Annotated in this window: 11 protein-coding genes; 7 read left to right on the top strand and 4 right to left on the bottom strand. The window is 65.7% G+C overall.

All coding sequences use genetic code 11. The features are described 5' to 3' along the window. Positions 1-40 precede the first annotated feature (40 nt). Together KSS95_RS14205 and KSS95_RS14200 are read right to left on the bottom strand one after the other, a co-directional pair. Positions 41-4,666: a Tc toxin subunit A-related protein gene (locus KSS95_RS14205; protein WP_217847712.1), complete on the bottom strand. Its 4,626-nt coding sequence runs from the start codon at positions 4,664-4,666 to the stop codon at positions 41-43. A 30-nt stretch (positions 4,667-4,696) separates the two neighbouring features. Continuing rightward, positions 4,697-9,346 (bottom strand): Ig-like domain-containing protein, encoded by a 4,650-nt coding sequence (locus KSS95_RS14200; RefSeq protein WP_217847711.1) that lies wholly within the window; start codon positions 9,344-9,346, stop codon positions 4,697-4,699. A 209-nt stretch (positions 9,347-9,555) separates the two neighbouring features. Here KSS95_RS14200 and KSS95_RS14195 point away from each other — a divergent pair, with 209 nt between their 5' ends. The 7 genes from KSS95_RS14195 to pdxR all read left to right on the top strand — a co-directional run bounded on the left by KSS95_RS14195 (position 9,556) and on the right by pdxR (position 17,208). Continuing rightward, on the top strand, positions 9,556-9,855 hold the full coding sequence (locus KSS95_RS14195) for a DUF2388 domain-containing protein (RefSeq protein ID WP_217847710.1): 300 nt from the start codon (positions 9,556-9,558) through the stop codon (positions 9,853-9,855). Between the two features lie 167 nt (positions 9,856-10,022). Then, positions 10,023-11,243 carry a M20/M25/M40 family metallo-hydrolase gene (locus KSS95_RS14190; protein WP_217847709.1) on the top strand — a complete coding sequence of 407 codons (1,221 nt, stop codon included), beginning with the start codon at positions 10,023-10,025 and terminating at the stop codon, positions 11,241-11,243. Between the two features lie 14 nt (positions 11,244-11,257). Beyond that, positions 11,258-12,757: a glycolate oxidase subunit GlcD gene (gene glcD, locus KSS95_RS14185; protein WP_217853988.1), complete on the top strand. Its 1,500-nt coding sequence runs from the start codon at positions 11,258-11,260 to the stop codon at positions 12,755-12,757. A gap of 1 nt (position 12,758) precedes the next feature. Beyond that, positions 12,759-13,805, top strand: a complete 1,047-nt coding sequence (gene glcE, locus KSS95_RS14180) for a glycolate oxidase subunit GlcE (protein ID WP_217847708.1) — start codon at positions 12,759-12,761, stop codon at positions 13,803-13,805. 9 nt (positions 13,806-13,814) lie between these two features. After that, positions 13,815-15,023 (top strand): glycolate oxidase subunit GlcF, encoded by a 1,209-nt coding sequence (glcF, locus tag KSS95_RS14175; RefSeq protein WP_217847707.1) that lies wholly within the window; start codon positions 13,815-13,817, stop codon positions 15,021-15,023. Between the two features lie 220 nt (positions 15,024-15,243). Then, positions 15,244-15,582, top strand: a complete 339-nt coding sequence (locus KSS95_RS14170; RefSeq protein ID WP_217847706.1) for a hypothetical protein — start codon at positions 15,244-15,246, stop codon at positions 15,580-15,582. 192 nt (positions 15,583-15,774) lie between these two features. Continuing rightward, positions 15,775-17,208: a MocR-like pyridoxine biosynthesis transcription factor PdxR gene (pdxR, locus tag KSS95_RS14165; RefSeq protein ID WP_217847705.1), complete on the top strand. Its 1,434-nt coding sequence runs from the start codon at positions 15,775-15,777 to the stop codon at positions 17,206-17,208. Here the strand turns inward: pdxR and KSS95_RS14160 are convergent. Together KSS95_RS14160 and KSS95_RS14155 are read right to left on the bottom strand one after the other, a co-directional pair. After that, a complete protein-coding gene (locus KSS95_RS14160; RefSeq protein WP_217847704.1) occupies positions 17,201-18,397 on the bottom strand; it encodes a cyanate transporter in 1,197 nt (398 codons plus the stop codon). The two genes, pdxR and KSS95_RS14160, sit on opposite strands and share 8 nt — an antisense overlap. Next, positions 18,394-18,852, bottom strand: coding sequence for a nucleoside deaminase (locus KSS95_RS14155; protein WP_217847703.1), 459 nt, complete (start codon positions 18,850-18,852; stop codon positions 18,394-18,396). Before KSS95_RS14155 ends, KSS95_RS14160 begins: the two co-directional genes overlap by 4 nt. Between the last annotated feature and the right edge of the window lie 85 nt (positions 18,853-18,937).

Raw genomic sequence — 18,937 nt, 5'->3', positions numbered from 1 at the left:
GTTTTCTGCGCGCCAACTGGGGCGCCGAACCCTGAATTGTTCAATACACCGCCGCATCACCCGCAGCCCTCGGTGGCACTGCTTCGAGCAGGTCTTCAACAGCCTGTTCAAACTGCGAATCGCCACGCAAAGCGTGATAGGCGACATGCACGATGATGTCGGTCAGGCTCGCGAGCAGCTCGCCCTGGCTGGCATGGCGCGGCAAGCGCAGATGCCAAGTCGACACGGCCCCGCTACCCTCGTACGGGAAGTAGCGTTCATCGCCCGGGTCGAAGTTGAACATGCCCGTGTCACGGTCTGCCGTGGAGTGGCACGTACGCTGCCCAGGGCGCAGGCTCAGCATCACGTTGCGATCGCTCACCGGGTCTGAGGTTGCTTTTGCCGAGAGGTACCTCACGCCCTCGATATCCGCCTTGGTCAGCAACTGGCTTTGGCTCTGGCGCAACTCGACGCGCATGTTCTGGTAAGGGAACACCAATGCCGGCATGCTCAAGGCCACACTGTGCAACCGGCGTTGGTAGTGACCGGGGTAGTCTTCGTTGTACAGGTCTTCGGACAGCGTGAAGTACAACTCGCCTTTGCCGGTCAGGATCGATTGCAGCGTGTCCTTTTCGGGGTCATAGGCCTCACCCTTCTCATTGCACACCAAGCCTGCGTGGAGCAACGCTTGCAGCGACACGTCCTTGCGGATTTCCAGCTGCCGCTCGTTGCGCATCAGCCACTCTTGCAGCAGGCGCTCCAGGTCCATCTTCAGGTCGCCGAAGGCATTCAGGCCGTAGCGGTCGGCGCGCCATACCACCGGGCGCAGGATCCGCGTGTCATAGCGACCGGTTTCAAATTGCCAGCAGGCCTCGGCGGCATTGCACAGGCTGACGGCCACATCGAAACAGGTCGCATACCAACCAGAGGCCTGCGCCCGGAGCCAACCGTACAGCGACGCGCTGGTCGACTTGTTCTGATAGAACTGGTGAAGCTGCTGGGCCTGTGCCAGTAGCTGGCGGCTGTGCAACAGCGCGCGGCTGGCGGCCAAGGTGGCATGTTTCTGCGCCTGCTGTTGCTTGTCGATGGCCTGCAGGTTCTTTTCCGCCAGGCCGAGCTGCAAGCGCCACTCCTGCTCACGACGCTGGTAGCCTGCCGTTTCGCGCAGTATGCCTGCGGCAACATCCTCGGCCCCTGCCCAGATCTGCCCGCCATACCCCAGGGCCATCAACGCGGCACCGAAGTTCATCCCGCCATTGGCCAGCCCGAATACATTGGGCGCCGCAGTCAGCGCTTGCCCGGCCGACTGCATCACGCCAGCGGTCGTAGACAGCAAGCGGGCGTGGGCAGTCAGGGTCATCGCCGCGATTTCCTGGGCACTCAAGCCTTTTTCGAGCAGGCCCCGGTAATGATCGCGTTGCACTGCAACAACACTGCGCTGGGCCTCCAGGGCCTCCAGGGTTTTCGCTTGCTGTTCGTGGAGTTGCTCCTGAATGCCGATGACATAACCGGCGATCTGCGCGGCATGCTCGAACTGCAAGGCCTCGAGCTGGGTACGCTCCTCCATCTCCATGAAGCCGCGCAGTTGCTCGCCGAACTGCATCAGCGCCGCCACGGTCTCCTGGGCCTTGGCCACCACCGTGCGGAAGCGATACGGCGGCACCAGCATGCGATGACCTTGCAGGTGCGAGGGGCCACCGGCACCGCCCATGCGCGCCAACAGCAGGTCGAAGGGGTTGGCCACCGGGTCGTACAACGGCAGTTGCATCGGGTTGCCGTCGATACTGAGGAAGTGCCGCAGGTTGTATTGACGATGGTCGAGCACTTGCCATACATCCAGCAATTGCTGGTTGATCGGGAGTCGAAATGCAGGGTGCGCCGCTGCGCCAACCCACAGGAAGGTGTCCAGGCGCTTGGGCAGGTCCGCAGGCTGCAGCCCTTGCTCGTGACGCAACAGCGCGGCCTCGTCGAGCCCGGTTTCCAGCACTTGCGCGAGTGTGGCCGGCTCCCAGGTGCTGACCGTTCGCGCATCCGGGGCCTCGCCCATCAAGCCCTTGGCCCGCAGGTAAAGGTCCTCGGCCCGCTTCACGCTGGCACGCGTCTGCTGGCGAAACTCCAGGTCCCCCTCATCGATCAGCAGTTGCACGTACTGGAGGAATACCGCTTTGCAGTAATGAATGGGTGCGTGCAAGGCAATGACATGGGGGTCGACCAACTCATGCTCCAGGCCAGGCGCCTCGGTATTGCCCAGTAGCAGCCAGGCACACCCCCAGTAGTCGACGCCCGCCATTTCGGTTGCCGGCTGCCGGCGTTGCGGATTGAAGATCAGCCCCAGCCAGTCACGGGCCTCGGCGAAGCGCTGTTCTTCCTGCAAACGCGAGGCGATGGCCTGGGGAACGTGGAAAAACAGCTCGCGCAGGTACAGGCCATAGGCATCGAAATAGCCCAGGGCAGGATCCTCGTCGCTGCGTTGCCAGCCCAGGTAGGTATCGCCTCGCAGCGTTGGCTGGTAGAGCGGCTCGCGCAGGTTTTGCGCCTCCCAGGCAAACACGGCCTGGGGCGAGACCTCAGCTCGATTGATCAGGTCGGTGACTTGTAGCGAATTAAGCCGCACGGCCAGTGAATTGGTCGAATTGCCCAGTTTGTCGAAGACCAGGAAATCAACGCCGCTACCCTGCGATTCCAGATAAGGCACCCAGGCGCCCGTGGGGTCTGTATGTTTGACCACGGTCACGCTGAAGTCGTCCTCCGGATTGTTGTCTGCGCTGGGCCGCCAGGTGACCTTGAGTGGCTCGGTCTGGTTGCTGTCCCATTCATGCTCTATCCAGGCCGAGGCCGCCGCACCGTTGAGCGTCACTTCACCTTCCCACGGCTTGGAGCCGCTCGTGCTCAGCTTCATTTTCACGGAGGCATCGCTTTGCGGGTGCACCGTGATGAAATTGTTGGCGTTGACCAGCTTTGTAAAGGTGCCGCCGGCGACCATGAACTCAAAACCCGCACCGTCTTGGATTTGCTCCAAGGTATAGGTGGCAAGTTGACTCGGGTTCGTCAGCTTGACCGGCTTGCTCGACTGCGCCCAGCCATAGGCGCTGGCACTGAATGTGTCCAGAACCACGTCGGCTGCCAGCCCGGCATGCTTGAGCACCACCGTCAACCCCGTCGGTGCCGTGGCAATAGCGCAACTGAACCACAGCTCATTGTTCGGCCCTGTGCTGACTTCAACGCGCAGCTGATTGCCGTTGCCAAGGGCGGTGACATGAGACAGGTACACCCATGCCGGTGCCTGGACTGTCCGCACTTCGCTGCTGCGGCCACGCAAGGACAGCCAGTGCTTGGTGCCGCGCTGCTCGAGGTAGGCCTCCAGGCTCAAGTAGGGGTTTCTAGGATCTATTTCAGCGAGCGGGGGGTCGCGCTTGACGGTCTTCAACTCATACTCGGCGTCCGCAAGGCGACGCTGCAGGTAGCGCTTGCCGGCGGCCGCCCCAGGGAAGAAGTATTCAAACAGCTTGCCCCTGGCGACAGCCGAGAACGCAGTGTCCGTGGGTATGACACGCTTGAGCACGTCACGCTGCAGGGTGAACACTTCCTTGGCGGCAGCCATCGCGACGTCGACACCGAACTTGAGGGCGACGAGCATCTGGTCATCGCTGCCGCGCACACGCTCCACCGCCGTGGCCAGGAGCTGCGCGACGAACGTGGGCGCCACTTCTTCGCCGTTCTGCTGTTTTACCGGCACAAGCTCATCATGCGCCCACAGCACCTCTGGCGCGGACCACTGTTCATCCAGGCCCCAATAGATCAGCTGCAACTTCAGCGGGTAGCGCCAGAACTTTGCCGGGTCTTGTAGCGGATCCTCAGGCGGTTCCTCCGACGCATCGACAGGCACCTCGACCCGCGCATCATGCTGCAGCCAGACCAACTGCAAGCGCCCAGCGAATCGCAGCAGCCGTGCTTCGAGCACCGTCCCCCCCGCGGGCAGCTTGATGTCCTGCCATTCGCTCCAGGCATCCGGCAGGATATGCGTGGAGCCCTGGTCCAGGCGGACCTTGGCCTTGCGCCAGGAGTAGCGCGGTGGGCTGGCGGTGTCGCTGCCCAGCAAGTAGTAGTCCGAGTTGGCAAAGGTATACCCGGTATAGTGATCGCCATCCTGGTAGCCACCCCGGTAATCGATGAAGCCGGACAGGACGCGAATACTGTTTTGTTGCTCATACCCTTTCAGGTAAGTGCGCACGGCGCTGTAAATGGTCTCGTCCTTGAGGCGCCCCTGGCCCAGGTCGACGAGCAACTGCTTGAACAATGCCGTGGCATCCAGACGCAGGTCGTAACGCAGGTAGTTTTCCGGATAGTCTTCCAGCAGCTGATACGCCGCCCACACCGAGAAATTCGCCATGGCCTGTGCCCAGAACACCTTCAGTTGCGCTGGGAAGTCGGTGTCGTAACCGGGCTCGATATTGTCGAAGATCGAGTGGATATGGCTGACGGTGCAGGCCTGGGCCTCGGCCACGAAACTGGTGGTGACCGCCGAGGTGGCCTGGGTGTCGGTCTTGAAATAGCGGTCCAGGTGATCGGGGGTGATCATGTTCAACCCCGATACGCCGAGGATGTCCGGCATGTAATGGTGCATGTACAGATCGCGCAAGGCATCCCGCTCTTGCTCGTTCAGTAGATTGCGCAGTGCTGTGTCCATGGTGGCCTCGCAAGATGCTGTAACGTTGGCTTAGCGGGGGCGTGCCGTGGCGGGCGCCTCGGCAGCAGGTACCACCGTGATCGCGCACTGGACAATCTCCTGGGCATGTTCGTACCGGATGGCGAAGCGCGTGGTGGTCTGGAATTTCAAAGCCTTGTATCTGCTGGTGATGGTCCAGCGCAGTTTGGGCTTGCCCTTCTCGAGGTCCAGCCATTCGCCAAAGCCCTTGTCGAATGTCAAACCCAACGCCCCTGCGGAGGGGCCGTCTCCGGATACCAGGTGCACGCGTTCCCCGAGCTCCAGCACTGGATGATCTATTGGCAGGATGTAGTCCAGGTAGTAGGTTTGGACGTCGTCCCCCTCCGGCTCATGGAGGGTGAACGACGCACCTTCGCCGACCCGCTGGGATTCGTGGAACCATTCAATACGTGCATACAGCGCATCCACGATTGGGATTGACGGGAAGCGATGGCGATCAGCGGGATCTTGTTGCCACTTGCGTAGATGTCCCTCCATTTCCATGGTGGATTGCGGTTCTGGCAATGCTACGAACTGTGCGCGGGCATAACCGTCGGGGCCAACGTAGACATCGTCAGACGGAACCCCTGGCGGCGTAAAGATCACGGGGAAATTGATGACTGGCTTGCCATCGGAGCTGAACACCTTGACGGCATACCTGACAACATCATCGCCCCCGCGTACCGGCCATGTTTTCGGATCGACCCATTCGATGTTCGCGGCGTCTTTCAAGACATCGATCTGCAGCCTGCCCGCCGAATCGGCATGGCCCTCTTCAGGGCTCACCGTGACCGTCAGCGTGCCTGCGGCGCTGGCAACCAGCGTTGCCCAGACCCAGCCACTGCCATCGCTTTCACTTTGCTCGTCTTTGATAACCGTGCCCGCCGGTACGCCCCAGGAGACCACTACCCCTGCGGCCGGCTTATCATCCAGGCCAGTCAACATGGCCCGGACCCTCATGTCTTCGCCGGCAACGGCATGGGTGGTCAGGATGAACGCGCTGACAGAGGGCTTGTCGTCAAAGCCGACAGTGACTTCCTGCATTGAGCCTTCGATATCCGGGCAATGGCAGTGAACGACCCCAGTACCTTTGGAAAAGCCCCTCAACCTGACGGTACTGAAGCCTTCATGGTCCGTAAGCGTGTGCCCGTCGCTGTCCCTGAACGTCCAGTCTTCCCTGTCCGTGGTCCAGATGACTTTCTGGTCAGCTGCCGAGTTGTCGTGCCTGTCCATCACCCGGACGCGCAGCAGATGCGTCCCGCGGTTGCCGGCCAGTGGCCAAGGCGCCTGGGGACGATTCTCGATATCATCCACATTCAGGCTGTCAGCATCGAAGCCAACGGTCACGGCCGTGCTCACCTGACGCCCCAACAGGTAGGTCGCGGTGATGGTGGCTACGCCCATCATGCTGCGCCCCTCAAACTCGATTGTCGCGACGCCATTGTGGTCGGTGGTGCTCTGGTCGCCCTTCAAGTACCCCAGGTTGGTAGCCCATTTCACTGGCAGGCCCGAGACCGCAACACCATCCCGGTCGAGCAAGGTGAAGGTGATGGTCGTCGCGTCGGTCGCCTCAGGGTTGGCGATCAGATAATCTTTCGCGGGCTTGCACTCTGGCAATTGGCTTTGCCGCAGTTCCGGGTCGCTAGCCACATCGCCGACCTTACGCTCCAGGCTCGCCAGCATTTCTTGCGCAGCCTCACGGTGAAGCTGGTCGTTGTCATGCACGCTGAGCCGGCTCAGCTTCATCACCGACGCGGCGCTCAGGCCGGTCTTCGCGCAAAACTGCTGGATACGCACCACCATCCACAACTGCGCCACGTTGCGCACGATGCCATCGGCGCTGGCTTGCCTGGCGACGTCGAACACTTCATTGATGCCCCAGCCCAGCAAGTCAGCCACCTCCTCGGCGGCAGCCTCGCGCACCAGGCGCAGTTCGTTGCCGCTCAGCGGGCCCAGCTCCTCGATCAACCGGAAATAGTCCAGCAGCGCGTCTTCGCCTTTGCGTGCCTGACGCACACAGCGGGTATAGCGTGACAGGAAGTACAGGGTGTGCAGGGTCAGGTCGAGGGAGAGAAGGCTGAAGCGCGTGCGTTGTGGGCGTGACAGCAGGCTGGAGAGCATTGCCGGACTCAAGTCGAACTGCACCACGACCTCTTTGAGCCGCTGCATCCGGCGCACCAGCGGCAACATGTCCTTCATGGTCTCGGAGCTTCGCCCAGCGGGGACGTATTCCACCGCATGGGCCAACAGGTCATGCACGGTGCCAGCGGCCCAGTACAGGATCGGCACCGCCAAGGTGGCGTCGACTTTGAGCAACTGGGAAACGCTCTGTTGCACCAACTCCCACTGCTGCGTGCGAACCCGCAACACCACCCCCAGGACCAGCTCGACGACGCGCTCGACATCCGCCTCAGGCAGCTCCCGCATGGCCACCAGCTGGATTTCCCGCCTGGCAAAGTCTTCGTACAGCACCGGGTCGAAATCCTGCGGCCCACGACCGCTTCTGATAACCAGGCCAAGGGCATCGACGACCCTGCCCAGCTCGGTTTGCCAACGCTTGCCTTGCAGTGCCGGAACACCGGCCTCCAGCAACAGCTTGTCGATATCCCTGAACGGCGACACCTGAGTGGCCAACTCGAGGAGTAAGCCTCTGACCTCAAGCGGCGTGACATCCAGTACTTCCAGCGGCTTGAGCTGTTCCACCAGCCAGCTGACCTTCACCCCTTCCTCGCGACACCACAGCACGCATTGGCTGACGGCATGAATGACACTCACCGTGTCGGTGTGCGAGGCAGACTGGTACGGGGTGTTATGCGGCTGGCCGGTAAGCTGCTTGATGAACCGACCATCGGGGCTGAGCACTTCCAGCAGGGCCAGCAGCTCGATCAGGCCGATACCGAGCAAGCGGGCCAGCAATGTCACCCGGTAGAGGGTGCTCACCGTTTGCACGGAACGTTGCAGCCACGGTTGCTGATGGAACTGCATGACCGCGCGCGCCAGGTAGCGGAACCCCTCCATGTTCAAGCCCAGGCCCCGGCACAATTGCTGCACGGTCCGCCTGCTGGCGTCGTCGCTGCCCGCCAGGCTGAATGGCTTGTCGTCCAGCACCAGCGGCAGGCTGTCGTCGAAATTGAACACCCGATCGAAATGGCTGGGTGTCTCGCCTGGGCCGTACACCGCGATGTCGCCAAGCAAGGTGGCGAAGTCCTCTGCCGTGCACGCGAACTGTTCCCGCAGGTACTGGAACAGCCCCAAGGCGCGAAGGGTCGCGGTGCCAATGCGCAACGGCGTGGCCTCGACACGGGCTCGGCGCCCGGCCGGTTCGCCACGTCGCTGCGCATCGATGGCCGCGCAGAGCACCTGGTCCGCCTGCGCGAATGGCAGCTGCATGGCATTGGCCACCCGGATCAAGCGGTTGAGCCGATCACAACGTGCCGGCGTCAAACCGAGGAAGTAGTTGTCGTTGTCCTCCTCTTTCTCCTCCCCTTCTCCTTCTTCCTCCTCCTCTTCCTCCTTGATCGGGCGCGCCACCGCGACGGGCTGCGCACCATCGCTGTTGATGAAGCGTGCGCCAAACTGCATCGCGGCCTTCACCGTGGGGGCCGGCTGCAGATTGCCGGAGACGATGGGCGTATGCTCGGCCAGGGCGAACAGGGCGTTCATCTGGCCTTCGTCCATGTTCAGCGCTTGGCAGAAGCTCTGCGTGGTCTGCAGGTCGGCATAGCTCTGGACGCCAAAGTTTTCCCTGAAGAACCTGGCATCGGCCTGCGCCTGCGCCCGATTGGCATGCAGCGCCACACCTTCGTCGAAGTACGGGTCGTCAAGCAGCATGCCGCGCAGGATCGGTCCCAGGCCCGAATACTGTACCAACGCCGTATCCGACCACCGCGCATGACCGCCGGGGTGAATGAAATAAGGGGCGTCGATGTCACCCACTGCCGCCAGGTCGCTGATGTAAAACTGGTTGTAGGTCAGTACGGTTTTGACCTGGGCGGTATAGAACTCGTATGGAAAGCGCTGGTAGGGGTAGCGCTTCTCGAGCAGTTGGTTTTGTACCGCGATGGGGTCGTAGGTCCCGCTCGCCGAGTCGCCGGCGATGGCATGCTTGAGCATGTTGATGACCACCTCGACCTGGGTGACCACACGGTTGACGGCTCGTTCATCGAGCTGCAGGGCGAGCACATCAGGCCGGCGCTGGGCGAATTTCACCGCGGTGCGCGGGTTGGCGCGCTGCTCGAGCTCACGCATGAACAACTGCAGATCGACCAGCCAGGCCACCGGCGATCCGGTACTTTCGATGGCGCCTGGCTGGACTTGTCCGTTCCACCCATAACCGAGCAACTGCTCCAGGACCGGCGCGCCTGGCTGCGCCAAAAGGCCTTTGCGCTGGCCCGCGGCCTGGCCGCTGCCGGCGCTCAGGCGCGCCTCGCGGAACCTGCGCATCAGGGCGAAGAACGCCACATTCAGGCGCTCGCTCAGTTGCTTGGCCTGCTTGGCGTCGAGCCCTGGCAGGCGAGCCATCAAGTAGCCCAGGTCTGCCCGCTGCCAATTGAACATCGAGTCCTGGACGAGGGCCTGGTTGTCACCCATCTCCGGCAGGCCAGGCAGCGTCTTCAGCACACGCCCCAGCAGTTCCTTGCGATTGTCGTCAGCTTTTGCCACCGCCGTGCCTCCATCAATGTGCGCCGGCCTGCACAAGGCAGGCATTGATTACGCTCTGGATGCACGCTAGCGCCTCGCGCGCGGCAAAAAAACTGGTAGAAATGCTAGGTGCGGGGGCCTGCGCAGCGCGCGGGAACTCCCGGGCAAGGCTGGCGCTCTTAACAACATGCAGTCATTCCCTTGGGCTTCACCCTGCTGGAGGACTCACCATGCGCCGTTTACTGCTTGTTTCCTCGCTGTTGCTGCTGCTCCCTGCCGGCGCCGCGCTGGCCCGCGTCGATGCCGGAGACGTCGCCACCTCGGCCGGGGTCTCCGCCTCGTTGTACTCGACCTTCAAGGACGACAAACGCATCATCCCCGCCCGCGACGAGCTGGCGGCCTTCGTCGCCAGCGGCGGCGCCATTCGTGGGGCCTACCTGGAATCGGCGCTGGATCAGGCGCGCCAGGCCCACCCAGGCATGCAGATCAGCGACGAAGACCTGGCCCGCGCCCTGCTCTCGCAGGACTGATGCGCCCCGCCGGGCTTGCGGGCCCGGCCTTTTTCGTCATTGCCCTGGACGCCCTCGTCGCAGGTGCCAGCCAGCGCGTCACCGGCAAACTGGCCCCCAACGGGCGTTCAGGGTCTACGCTGAACGGTTCATGACCACGCCCTTCATCATGGACCGAGGCCCTGCCCATGCGTTTGCTCGCCACCACCCTCAGCCTTGCCCTGGCCTGCGCCAGCGCCCAGGCCGCCGACATCACGCCACAAGACTTGCTCAAGCAGGCCCAAGCCGAACAACCCCACTACCTGGAAACCCTCAAGCACCTGGTCGCGGTCGACACCGGCACCGGTACCGAGGCCGGCCTCAAGCAGCTCGGCGGCGAACTGGCCAAACGCCTCCAGGCCCTGGGCGCCGAGGTGAAGACCACAGCGGCCACGCCCTCGGTGGGCGACAACATCGTCGGCACCTTCAAGGGCAGCGGCAGCAAGGACTTTCTGCTGATGGTCCACTACGACACGGTGTTCGGCCCCGGCACCGCGGCCAAGCGCCCATGGCGCCTGGACGGCGCGCGCGCCTATGGCCCTGGCGTGGCCGACGCCAAGGGTGGCGTGGCGATGATCCTGCATGCGCTGAACCTGTTGCAGGCCCAGCAGTTCAAGGGCTACCGCACCCTGACCGTGCTGTTCAACCCCGACGAGGAAATGGGCTCGGCGGGCTCGAAGGCATTGATCGGCGAACTGGCGCGCCAGCATGATTTCGTCTTCTCCTACGAGCCACCCGACAAGGACGCGGTGACCGTGGCCACCAACGGCATCAACCGCCTGAAACTCGAGGTCAAGGGGCGCGCCTCGCATGCCGGCTCGGCCCCCGAAGAGGGGCGCAATGCGCTGCTGGAACTGGCGCACCAGGTGCTGCAACTCGATGCCCTGGGCGACCCGGCCAAGGGCACCACGGTCAACTGGACCCTGGCCAAGGCCGGGGAAAAAGCCAACATCATCCCGGCCCTGGCCAGCGCCGAAGCGGACATGCGCTACACCGACCTGGCCGAGACCGCGCGGGTGCAAGCCGATGCGCAACGGATCATCGGGCAACGGCGCATTGCCGACACCCAGGTCACGCTTGTGCTGGAAAAAGGCCGGCCGCCGTTGGCGAAAAACCCAGCCTCGACACAACTGGCAGCCACGGCGCAACAGCTCTACCGCCAGATCGACCGCAGCCTCGAGCCCATCGCCATGCGCTTTGGCACCGATGCCGGCTACGCCTACGTCCCGGGCAGCGACAAGCCAGCGGTGCTGGAAACCCTGGGCGTGGTAGGGGCCGGGCTGCACGGCGACGACGAGTACATCGACGTCGACAGCGTGGCGCCGCGCTTGTACTTGAGCGTGGCCCTGATTCGGGCGCTGGGGCAGTGAGCCACGCCGACACCCTGGGCATCCTCCACGACGAGCGCATCGACGGCGCGCTGCCGGTGGTCGACAAGCCCGCGTTGCTGGCGGCCCTGCGCGCGGCCCTGCCCGACCTGCAAATCCTCCACCGCGCCGAGGAGCTCAAGCCCTATGAATGCGACGGCCTCTCGGCCTACCGCACGCTCCCCCTGCTGGTGGTGCTGCCCGAACGCCTGGAGCAGGTGCAAGCGCTGCTGCAACTGTGCCACCAGCGCGGCGTGCCGGTGGTCGCCCGCGGCGCCGGCACCGGCCTGTCCGGCGGCGCCCTGCCCCTGAGCCAGGGCATCCTGCTGGTGATGGCGCGCTTCAATCGCATCCTCGAAATCAACCCACAAGGGCGCTTCGCCCGGGTCCAGCCTGGGGTGCGCAACCTGGCGATCTCCCAGGCGGCGGCGCCCCATGGGCTGTACTACGCGCCGGACCCCTCGTCGCAGATCGCCTGCTCGATCGGCGGCAATGTCGCCGAGAACGCCGGTGGCGTGCATTGCCTGAAATACGGCCTGACCGTGCACAACCTGCTCAAGGTGCAGGTCCTCACCGTCGAGGGCGAATGCCTGGAGCTGGGCAGCGACGCCCTGGACAGCCCCGGCTTCGACCTGCTGGCGCTGTTCACCGGTTCCGAAGGCCTGCTTGGCATCGTCAGCGAAGTGACCGTCAAGCTGCTGCCCCGCCCACCGCTGGCGCGGGTGCTGCTGGCCAGTTTCGCCAGCGTCGAGGCTGCCGGCCGCGCGGTGGCCGAGATCATCGCCACCGGCATCATTCCCGCCGGGCTGGAGATGATGGACAACCTGGCGGTTCGCGCCGCCGAGGCGTTCATCCAGGCCGGCTACCCGCTGGACGCCGCGGCGATCCTGCTGTGCGAGCTGGACGGCGTCGAGGCCGATGTGCACGACGACTGCGCGCGGGTCGATGCCGTGCTGCGCCGGGCCGGCGCCGGCGAAGTACGCCTGGCCTGCGACGAAACCGAGCGCACGCGCTTCTGGGCCGGGCGCAAGAATGCCTTCCCGGCCGTCGGGCGAATCTCGCCGGACTACTACTGCATGGACGGCACCATCCCGCGCCGGGAACTGCCACGGGTACTGCGCGGCATCGCCGCGCTGGCCGAGCATTATGGGTTGCAGGTGGCCAACGTGTTCCACGCCGGCGACGGCAACCTGCACCCGCTGATCCTGTTCGACGCCAACCGGCCGGGCGAGCTGGCGCGCGCCGAGGCGATCGGCGGCAAGATTCTCGAGTTGTGCGTGGCAGTGGGCGGCAGCATCACCGGCGAGCACGGCGTGGGCCGCGAGAAGATCAACCAGATGTGCGCCCAGTTCAACCACGACGAGATCAGCCTGTTCCACGCGGTAAAAGCCGCCTTCGACCCCAGGGGGCTGCTCAACCCCGGCAAGCACATCCCCACCCTGCAGCGCTGCGCCGAATTCGGCGCCCTGCACGTGCACCAGGGGCAACTGCCCTTCCCCGACCTGGAGCGTTTCTGAAATGGATGCCGACCGCAGCCGACACCTGCTGGAGCAGGTCAACCAGGCGCTGAACCTGGGCACGCCACTGCGCATCCAGGGTGGCAACAGCAAGGCCATGCTGGGCCGGCCGGTGGCCGGCGAGATCGTCGACCTGCGCGAGCATCGCGGCATCCTCAGCTACCACCCGAGCGAACTGGTGCTGACCGCCCGCGCAGGCACGCCGCTGCGGGAAATCGAGGCGGCGCTGGAGCAGGCCGGGCAGATGCTGACCTGCGAGCCACCGCATCTTGGGCCCCACGCCACCCTCGGCGGCATGGTTGCCGCCGGGCTGTCGGGGCCGCGTCGGCCCTGGGCCGGCGCGGTTCGCGACCTGGTGCTGGGGACACGGCTGATCAGTGGCCACGGCAAGCAGCTGCGTCTGGGCGGCGAAGTGATGAAGAACGTCGCCGGCTATGATGTCTCGCGGCTGATGGCCGGCAGCTTCGGCTGCCTGGGGCTGCTGACCGAGATCTCGCTCAAGGTACTGCCCAAGCCACGCCAGTGCCTGAGCCTGCGCCTGCCGATGCCGGCGCAGCAAGCCTTGGCCGCGTTGGCGCAGTGGGGCCAGCAGGCGCTGCCGATCAGCGCCGCCTGCCATGCCGATGATGCGTTGCACCTGCGCCTCGAAGGCGGGCCGGGGTCGGTCCGCTCGGCCCATGAGCGGCTGGGCGGCGAAGTGATCGACAATCACTTCTGGCAGCAATTGCGCGAACAGCGCCTGGCGTTTTTCGACGACCCGGCACCGCTGTGGCGCCTGTCGCTGCCTGTAGCCACCGGGCTGCTGGAGCTGCCTGGACAACAACTGCTCGATTGGGCCGGCGCCCAGCGCTGGCTCAAGTCCACAGCGCCGGCCGCGCTGATCCGCGAGCGGGTAGCCAAGGTCGGTGGCCATGCCACCGCCTACAGCCCAGGCGACCACAGCAGCGCGCCACTGGCCCCGGTACTGCTGCGCTATCACCAGGCGCTCAAGGCGCAGCTGGACCCCCAGGGCCTGTTCAACCCGGGCCGCCTGTATGCCGACCTGTGAGAACCCGCCATGCAAACCCACCTGAGCGACGCCGCCCGCCAGTTGCCCCGCGCCGAGGAGGCCGAGCGCATCCTGCGCGCTTGCGTGCACTGCGGTTTCTGCACTGCCACCTGCCCCACCTACCAACTGCTCGGCGACGAGCTGGACGGGCCGCGCGGGCGCATCTACCTGATCAAGCAGGTGCTCGAAGGCGCAACGGTCACGGCCAGCAGCCAAGGTCACCTGGACCGCTGCCTGAGCTGTCGCAGCTGCGAGACCACCTGCCCCTCGGGGGTGGAGTACCACCACCTGCTGGACATTGGTCGCGCCGTGGTCGACCAGCAGGTGGCCCGGCCGCTGGCCCAGCGCCTGCTGCGCCACGGCCTGCGCGCCGTGCTGCCGCGGCCGGCGCTGTTCAAGGCCCTGGTGCGCGGCGGCTTGACCTTGAGACCACTGCTGCCGGGCAGCCTCAAGGCCAAGCTGGCGGCCAGCGCTGGCGGGCAACGCCCCGCGCCGCGCCACCCCCGGCGCATCCTGCTGCTTGAAGGCTGCGTGCAACAGGTGCTGGCGCCCAACACCAATGCCGCCGCCAGCCGCCTGCTCGATCGCCTGGGCATCAGTGTCGAGCCGATTGCCGAGGCGGGCTGCTGTGGCGCCGTGGACTACCACCTGGACGCCCAGGCCCAGGGGCTGGCGCGGGCGCGGCGCAACATCGACGCCTGGTGGCCGGCCATCGAGGCCGGCGCCGAGGCCATCGTGCAAACGGCCAGCGGCTGCGGCGCGTTCGTGCGCGACTATGCGCACCTGCTGGCGCACGACCCCGGCTATGCCGCCAAGGCCGCCCGTGTCAGTGCGCTGTCGCGCGACCTGGTACAGGTGCTCGAGGCCGAGCCGGTTGAGCAGCTAGGTCTGTGCGCCGTGCAACGCCTGGCCGTGCACTGCCCCTGCACCTTGCAGCACGCGCTCAAGCTCGGCGGCGCGGTCGAACGGCTGCTGGCACGCCTGGGCTTTCACCTCACCGATGTGCCCGACGGTCACCTGTGCTGCGGCTCGGCCGGCACCTACTCGCTGACCCAGCCGGGCCTGGCGCGGCAATTGCGCGATACCCGTCTTGCCGCGCTGGAAAGTGGCAGCCCGGACCTTATCGCCACCGCCAACATCGGCTGCCAGCTGCACCTCGGCGGCGCTGGGCGCACCCCGGTGCGGCACTGGATAGAGATTGTCGAAGCCGCCCTGTAGGCGCCGGCCTTGCACGCCAGCCTGGCGCAAAAATGCGCCGTACCTGGCGCGCGGCTGACGGGGATCAAGGCACCGTTCAGGGTGCTACCTATATTTTCGGAAACCTCCTACCACAAGTACGGACGCTTCGTGATTGTTGCCCCACCTTCGGCAAACCATCATCCGGCCTGGAGACATCACCACCGCCCACCGCGGCAGCCCTGCCAGACGAGGCCATGTCATGCCCAACGACAACCACCCTACCCGTGAACTGCGCCATACCTTGCGCCGGTTGCTGGCCCATGAGGTCAGCAACCCCGATGACAATCCGCACCTGTCGGGCGTGCGGTTCTTCTGTGCGACCGACGAACATACCCGGCAGTTGATCGAGCAGGTCGAGCTGCTCGCCAGCGAGGCGTTGTTCGATGCCAACGGGCGCGCCATTGCCGCGCGCATGCGCGATGCGGCCGTCGATGGCGTGTGCATCAAGCAGAAGCGCAAGGTGGCCGAGGATGAAACGGTGATACGGATCGCGCTGCCCGACAAGGGGTATATCACCATCAGCGCGGCGCGGCTTTGAGGGTGTTCGCCGATGGCCTTGCAGTGCCTATCAGACCGAGCGCCGCCCGCGCGGCGCTCGCTCTGACAGGCGCTGCCGCCCTTGCAATGAGCACCTGCAAGCCCTACCCAGCCCACCAATGAACCTGCCCCTCTTGCACCTTGCCCCGCAACCCCCGAAGCTTGACCATCCCCGCGCTTCGGACACACCCCGATGGAACTGCACATCCGCCTCGATGGCCGCAAAGGCCTCGCCGACCAGCTCTACCAGCAACTGCGCGCCGGTATCGACAGCGGTCACCTGGCCGCCGGCACCCAACTGCCTCCGACCCGCCTGCTCGCCGAGCAACTGGGCGTGTCGCGCAAGACCGTGGCCGAGGCTTACTCACGCCTGACCTACGACAACCTGCTCAGCGGCGTGGTCGGCCGCGGCACCTTCATTACCCCGCGCCTGCCAGTGCGCAGCGATAGCACCGATGCCGCGCCACTGGCCGCCGCCGCCACCCTGGAGCGCTGGCACCAACGGGCGACGATCCTCGGCCAACGGGCACTGGATGCCCCTTCGCGCTACGACTTCGTCGGCGGTGCCTCGAACAAGGCGCAATTCCCCTACGACCAGTGGCGCAGTTGCCTGAACCATGCCCTGCGCCGCAGCCAGCGCCACAACGAACGGCAATTTCCGGCCCAGGGCTTGCCCGAACTGCGCGAGGCCATCGCCCATCACATCGCCTTCGCCCGCGGCGTGCAATGCAGCGCGGCCGAGGTGCTGGTGTGCAACGGTGCCCAGCAGGCCCTGGACCTGATCGCCCGGGTATTGATCGAGCCAGGCTGCAAGGTGGCCATGGAAGACCCCGGCTACCCACCGGCTCGGCAATTGTTCCTGGCCCTGGGCGCCCGCTTGCAAGCGGTGCCGGTGGACGAGCAAGGGCTGTGCGTGGCGCAGATCGAGGATGGCACCCGGCTGATCTACGTCACCCCGTCACACCAGTTCCCGCTGGGCATGCCCATGGCCCAGGCACGGCGCCAGGCGCTGCTGGCGCGGGCCGCCGAGCTCGGCGCGCTGGTCATCGAGGACGACTACGACTGCGAGTTTCGCTACCAGGGCCCCGCCGCCGAGGCGCTGCAACGCCTGGACCGGCACGGGCTGGTGGCCTATGTCGGCACCTTCTCCAAGACCCTGCTGCCGGAGCTGCGCCTGGGGTACGCGGTGCTGCCGCCGGCGGTGTTGCAGGCAGCCTGCGTGGCCAAGCACCTGAGCGACTGGCACAGCCCGACCCTGCAGCAATGGGCGCTGGCACGGTTCATCGGCGAAGGCCACCTGAACAAGCACATCCGCCGCAGCCATGAGGTGTACAGCGCCCGTCGCGCGCGCATCCTGGCACGCCTGGACGACGACCTGGCGCCCTGGTTCGACGCAGTGCCGGCCAGCGCCGGGTTTCACCTGAGCGCACTGGCCAAACCGGGGGTGGATATCGAGCTGCTGATCACCCTGGCGCGCAAGGTCGAGGTGGGGTTGTACTCGCTGGCGCCGTTCTTCAGCGAGGCCCCGGTCAGGCCGGGGCTGCTGCTGGGCTTCGGCGCCATCGAGCTGCTGGATATCGACCCGGCCCTGGACCGGGTCCGCGATACCCTGCAGCGCCTCAGCTGAGCGCCGCTGCCGCGCCGGCCGGGCCTGGCCGGGCGATGGCCTTGGCATAGCCGCGCGGGGCGAAGCGCAGGGTCACCAGCAACATGGCCAGCACGGTGCAGGTCAGCAAGGTCCACGAAGCCTGGAAGTCGCCGCTGACATCACGCAGCCAGCCGGTGATGTACGGCACGGTTCCGGTGATGATGAAGCCCACCCCCTGCACGAACCCCGCCAGGCTGCCGGCCTCGGCCGGCGTGCGCAGGTGCTCCAGGGTCAAGGTCAGGCTGAGGCTGAAGCAGGCCCCCAGGCCCAGGCCGATCATCGCCACCCACAGGCCCATGGCCATGGCCGGCGCCAGCAGCAGGCCGAGGAAACCGCCCAACTGGATCGCCAGCGCCAGCCACAGCCCCGGGCGGCGATCGACCAGGCGGCGCAACAGCAAGGGCAGCCCCAAGGCACCGGTAACCTGGAACAGGGTCATCAGCCCGACCAGCTCGCCACCGCCCTGGGCCGTGCCGCCGTGCTCCAGGTGATAAGCCGGCAGCCAGGCGACCATGCTGGTATAGCCACCGTTGATCAGGCCGAAGTACAGCGCCAGCAGCCAGGCGCGGCGATTGCCGAACCAGTGGCCGCCGCTGGCGCCACCCAACGTGGGCAGGTCATGTCGCGGGCGCAGGGCGAGCCAGGCCAACAGGGCCAGCAGCGCGGGCAACGCCCACACCCCCAGCCCCACCTGCCAATGCCCGCTGTAGACGGTGATCGACGGCCCCAATACCGCGGCCAGGCCACCGCCGCTCATCAACGCCGCCGAATACAGGCCCATGGTCGCAGCCAGGCGGCTCGGGAACCAGCGGTTGACCAGCCCCGGCATCATGCCCTGCACCAGCGCCACGCCCAGGCCAGCGAGCAGCGCGCTGGCAATCAACGCCCAGGCGCTGTCCAGCTGCAAGCGCCACAGGCAGGCCGCGGCGATGGCCGCAAGGCCGGCGAGCATGCCGCCATGTTCGCTCAACCAGCGCCGCAGCCAGGGCTGCAGCAATGGCACCAGGCCCATGCACAGCACCGGCAGCGCGGTCAGCAACGCCGCCTGCTGGTAGCCCAGCCCGGTGCTCTGGCGCATGGGTTCGAGCAACGGACCGATGCTGGTGAGCATCGGCCGCAGGTTCAGTGCCAGCAGTATGACCAACAGCAGGTTCAGTGCGCTTCTCATGCCTGGCGGGCCTGCTGCCATTCGGCGTACAGGCCCGTCTCGCCGACGGGCTTGAGTGGGCGCAACGGCAGGCTCTGCTGTTGCGCCGGCCTGGCCATCTGCGCGTACACCGCGGCGGTGGACAAGCCATAGGGCTCGCCCTCGTCGTTGTCGTAGGCGAACCAGGCGCGCTCGATGCCGCACAGGTGCATGGCTGCCAGGCACATCGGGCACGGATGGCCGCTGGCGTAGATTTCGGCGCCGTCCAGGCGCGCGCGGCCCAGGGCCTGGGCGGCCTTGCGAATGGCCTGCATCTCGGCGTGGCTGGTCGGGTCCTGGGTACTGTGGATTTCGTTGACGGCCCGGGCGACGACCTGGCCCTGGTACACCAGCACCGCGCCGAATGGGCGGCCGCCAGCCTGGATATTGGCGCGGGCCAGGTCGATGGCCTCGCGCATGAAGTGTTCGATGGGCATGCAGCGTTACTCCAGTGAAGACCGGGTCATTATCCCGGCTCCACCGCCTGGGCAGAAATGAAGAGATTGGATGCCTGTCAGTGGC

Origin of the sequence: Pseudomonas muyukensis (assembly GCF_019139535.1) — a bacterium.
In the GTDB taxonomy this organism is placed as follows: domain Bacteria; phylum Pseudomonadota; class Gammaproteobacteria; order Pseudomonadales; family Pseudomonadaceae; genus Aquipseudomonas; species Aquipseudomonas muyukensis.
Note: the sequence above shows the minus strand (reverse complement) of the source record. Positions and strands in the feature narration are given on the sequence as shown.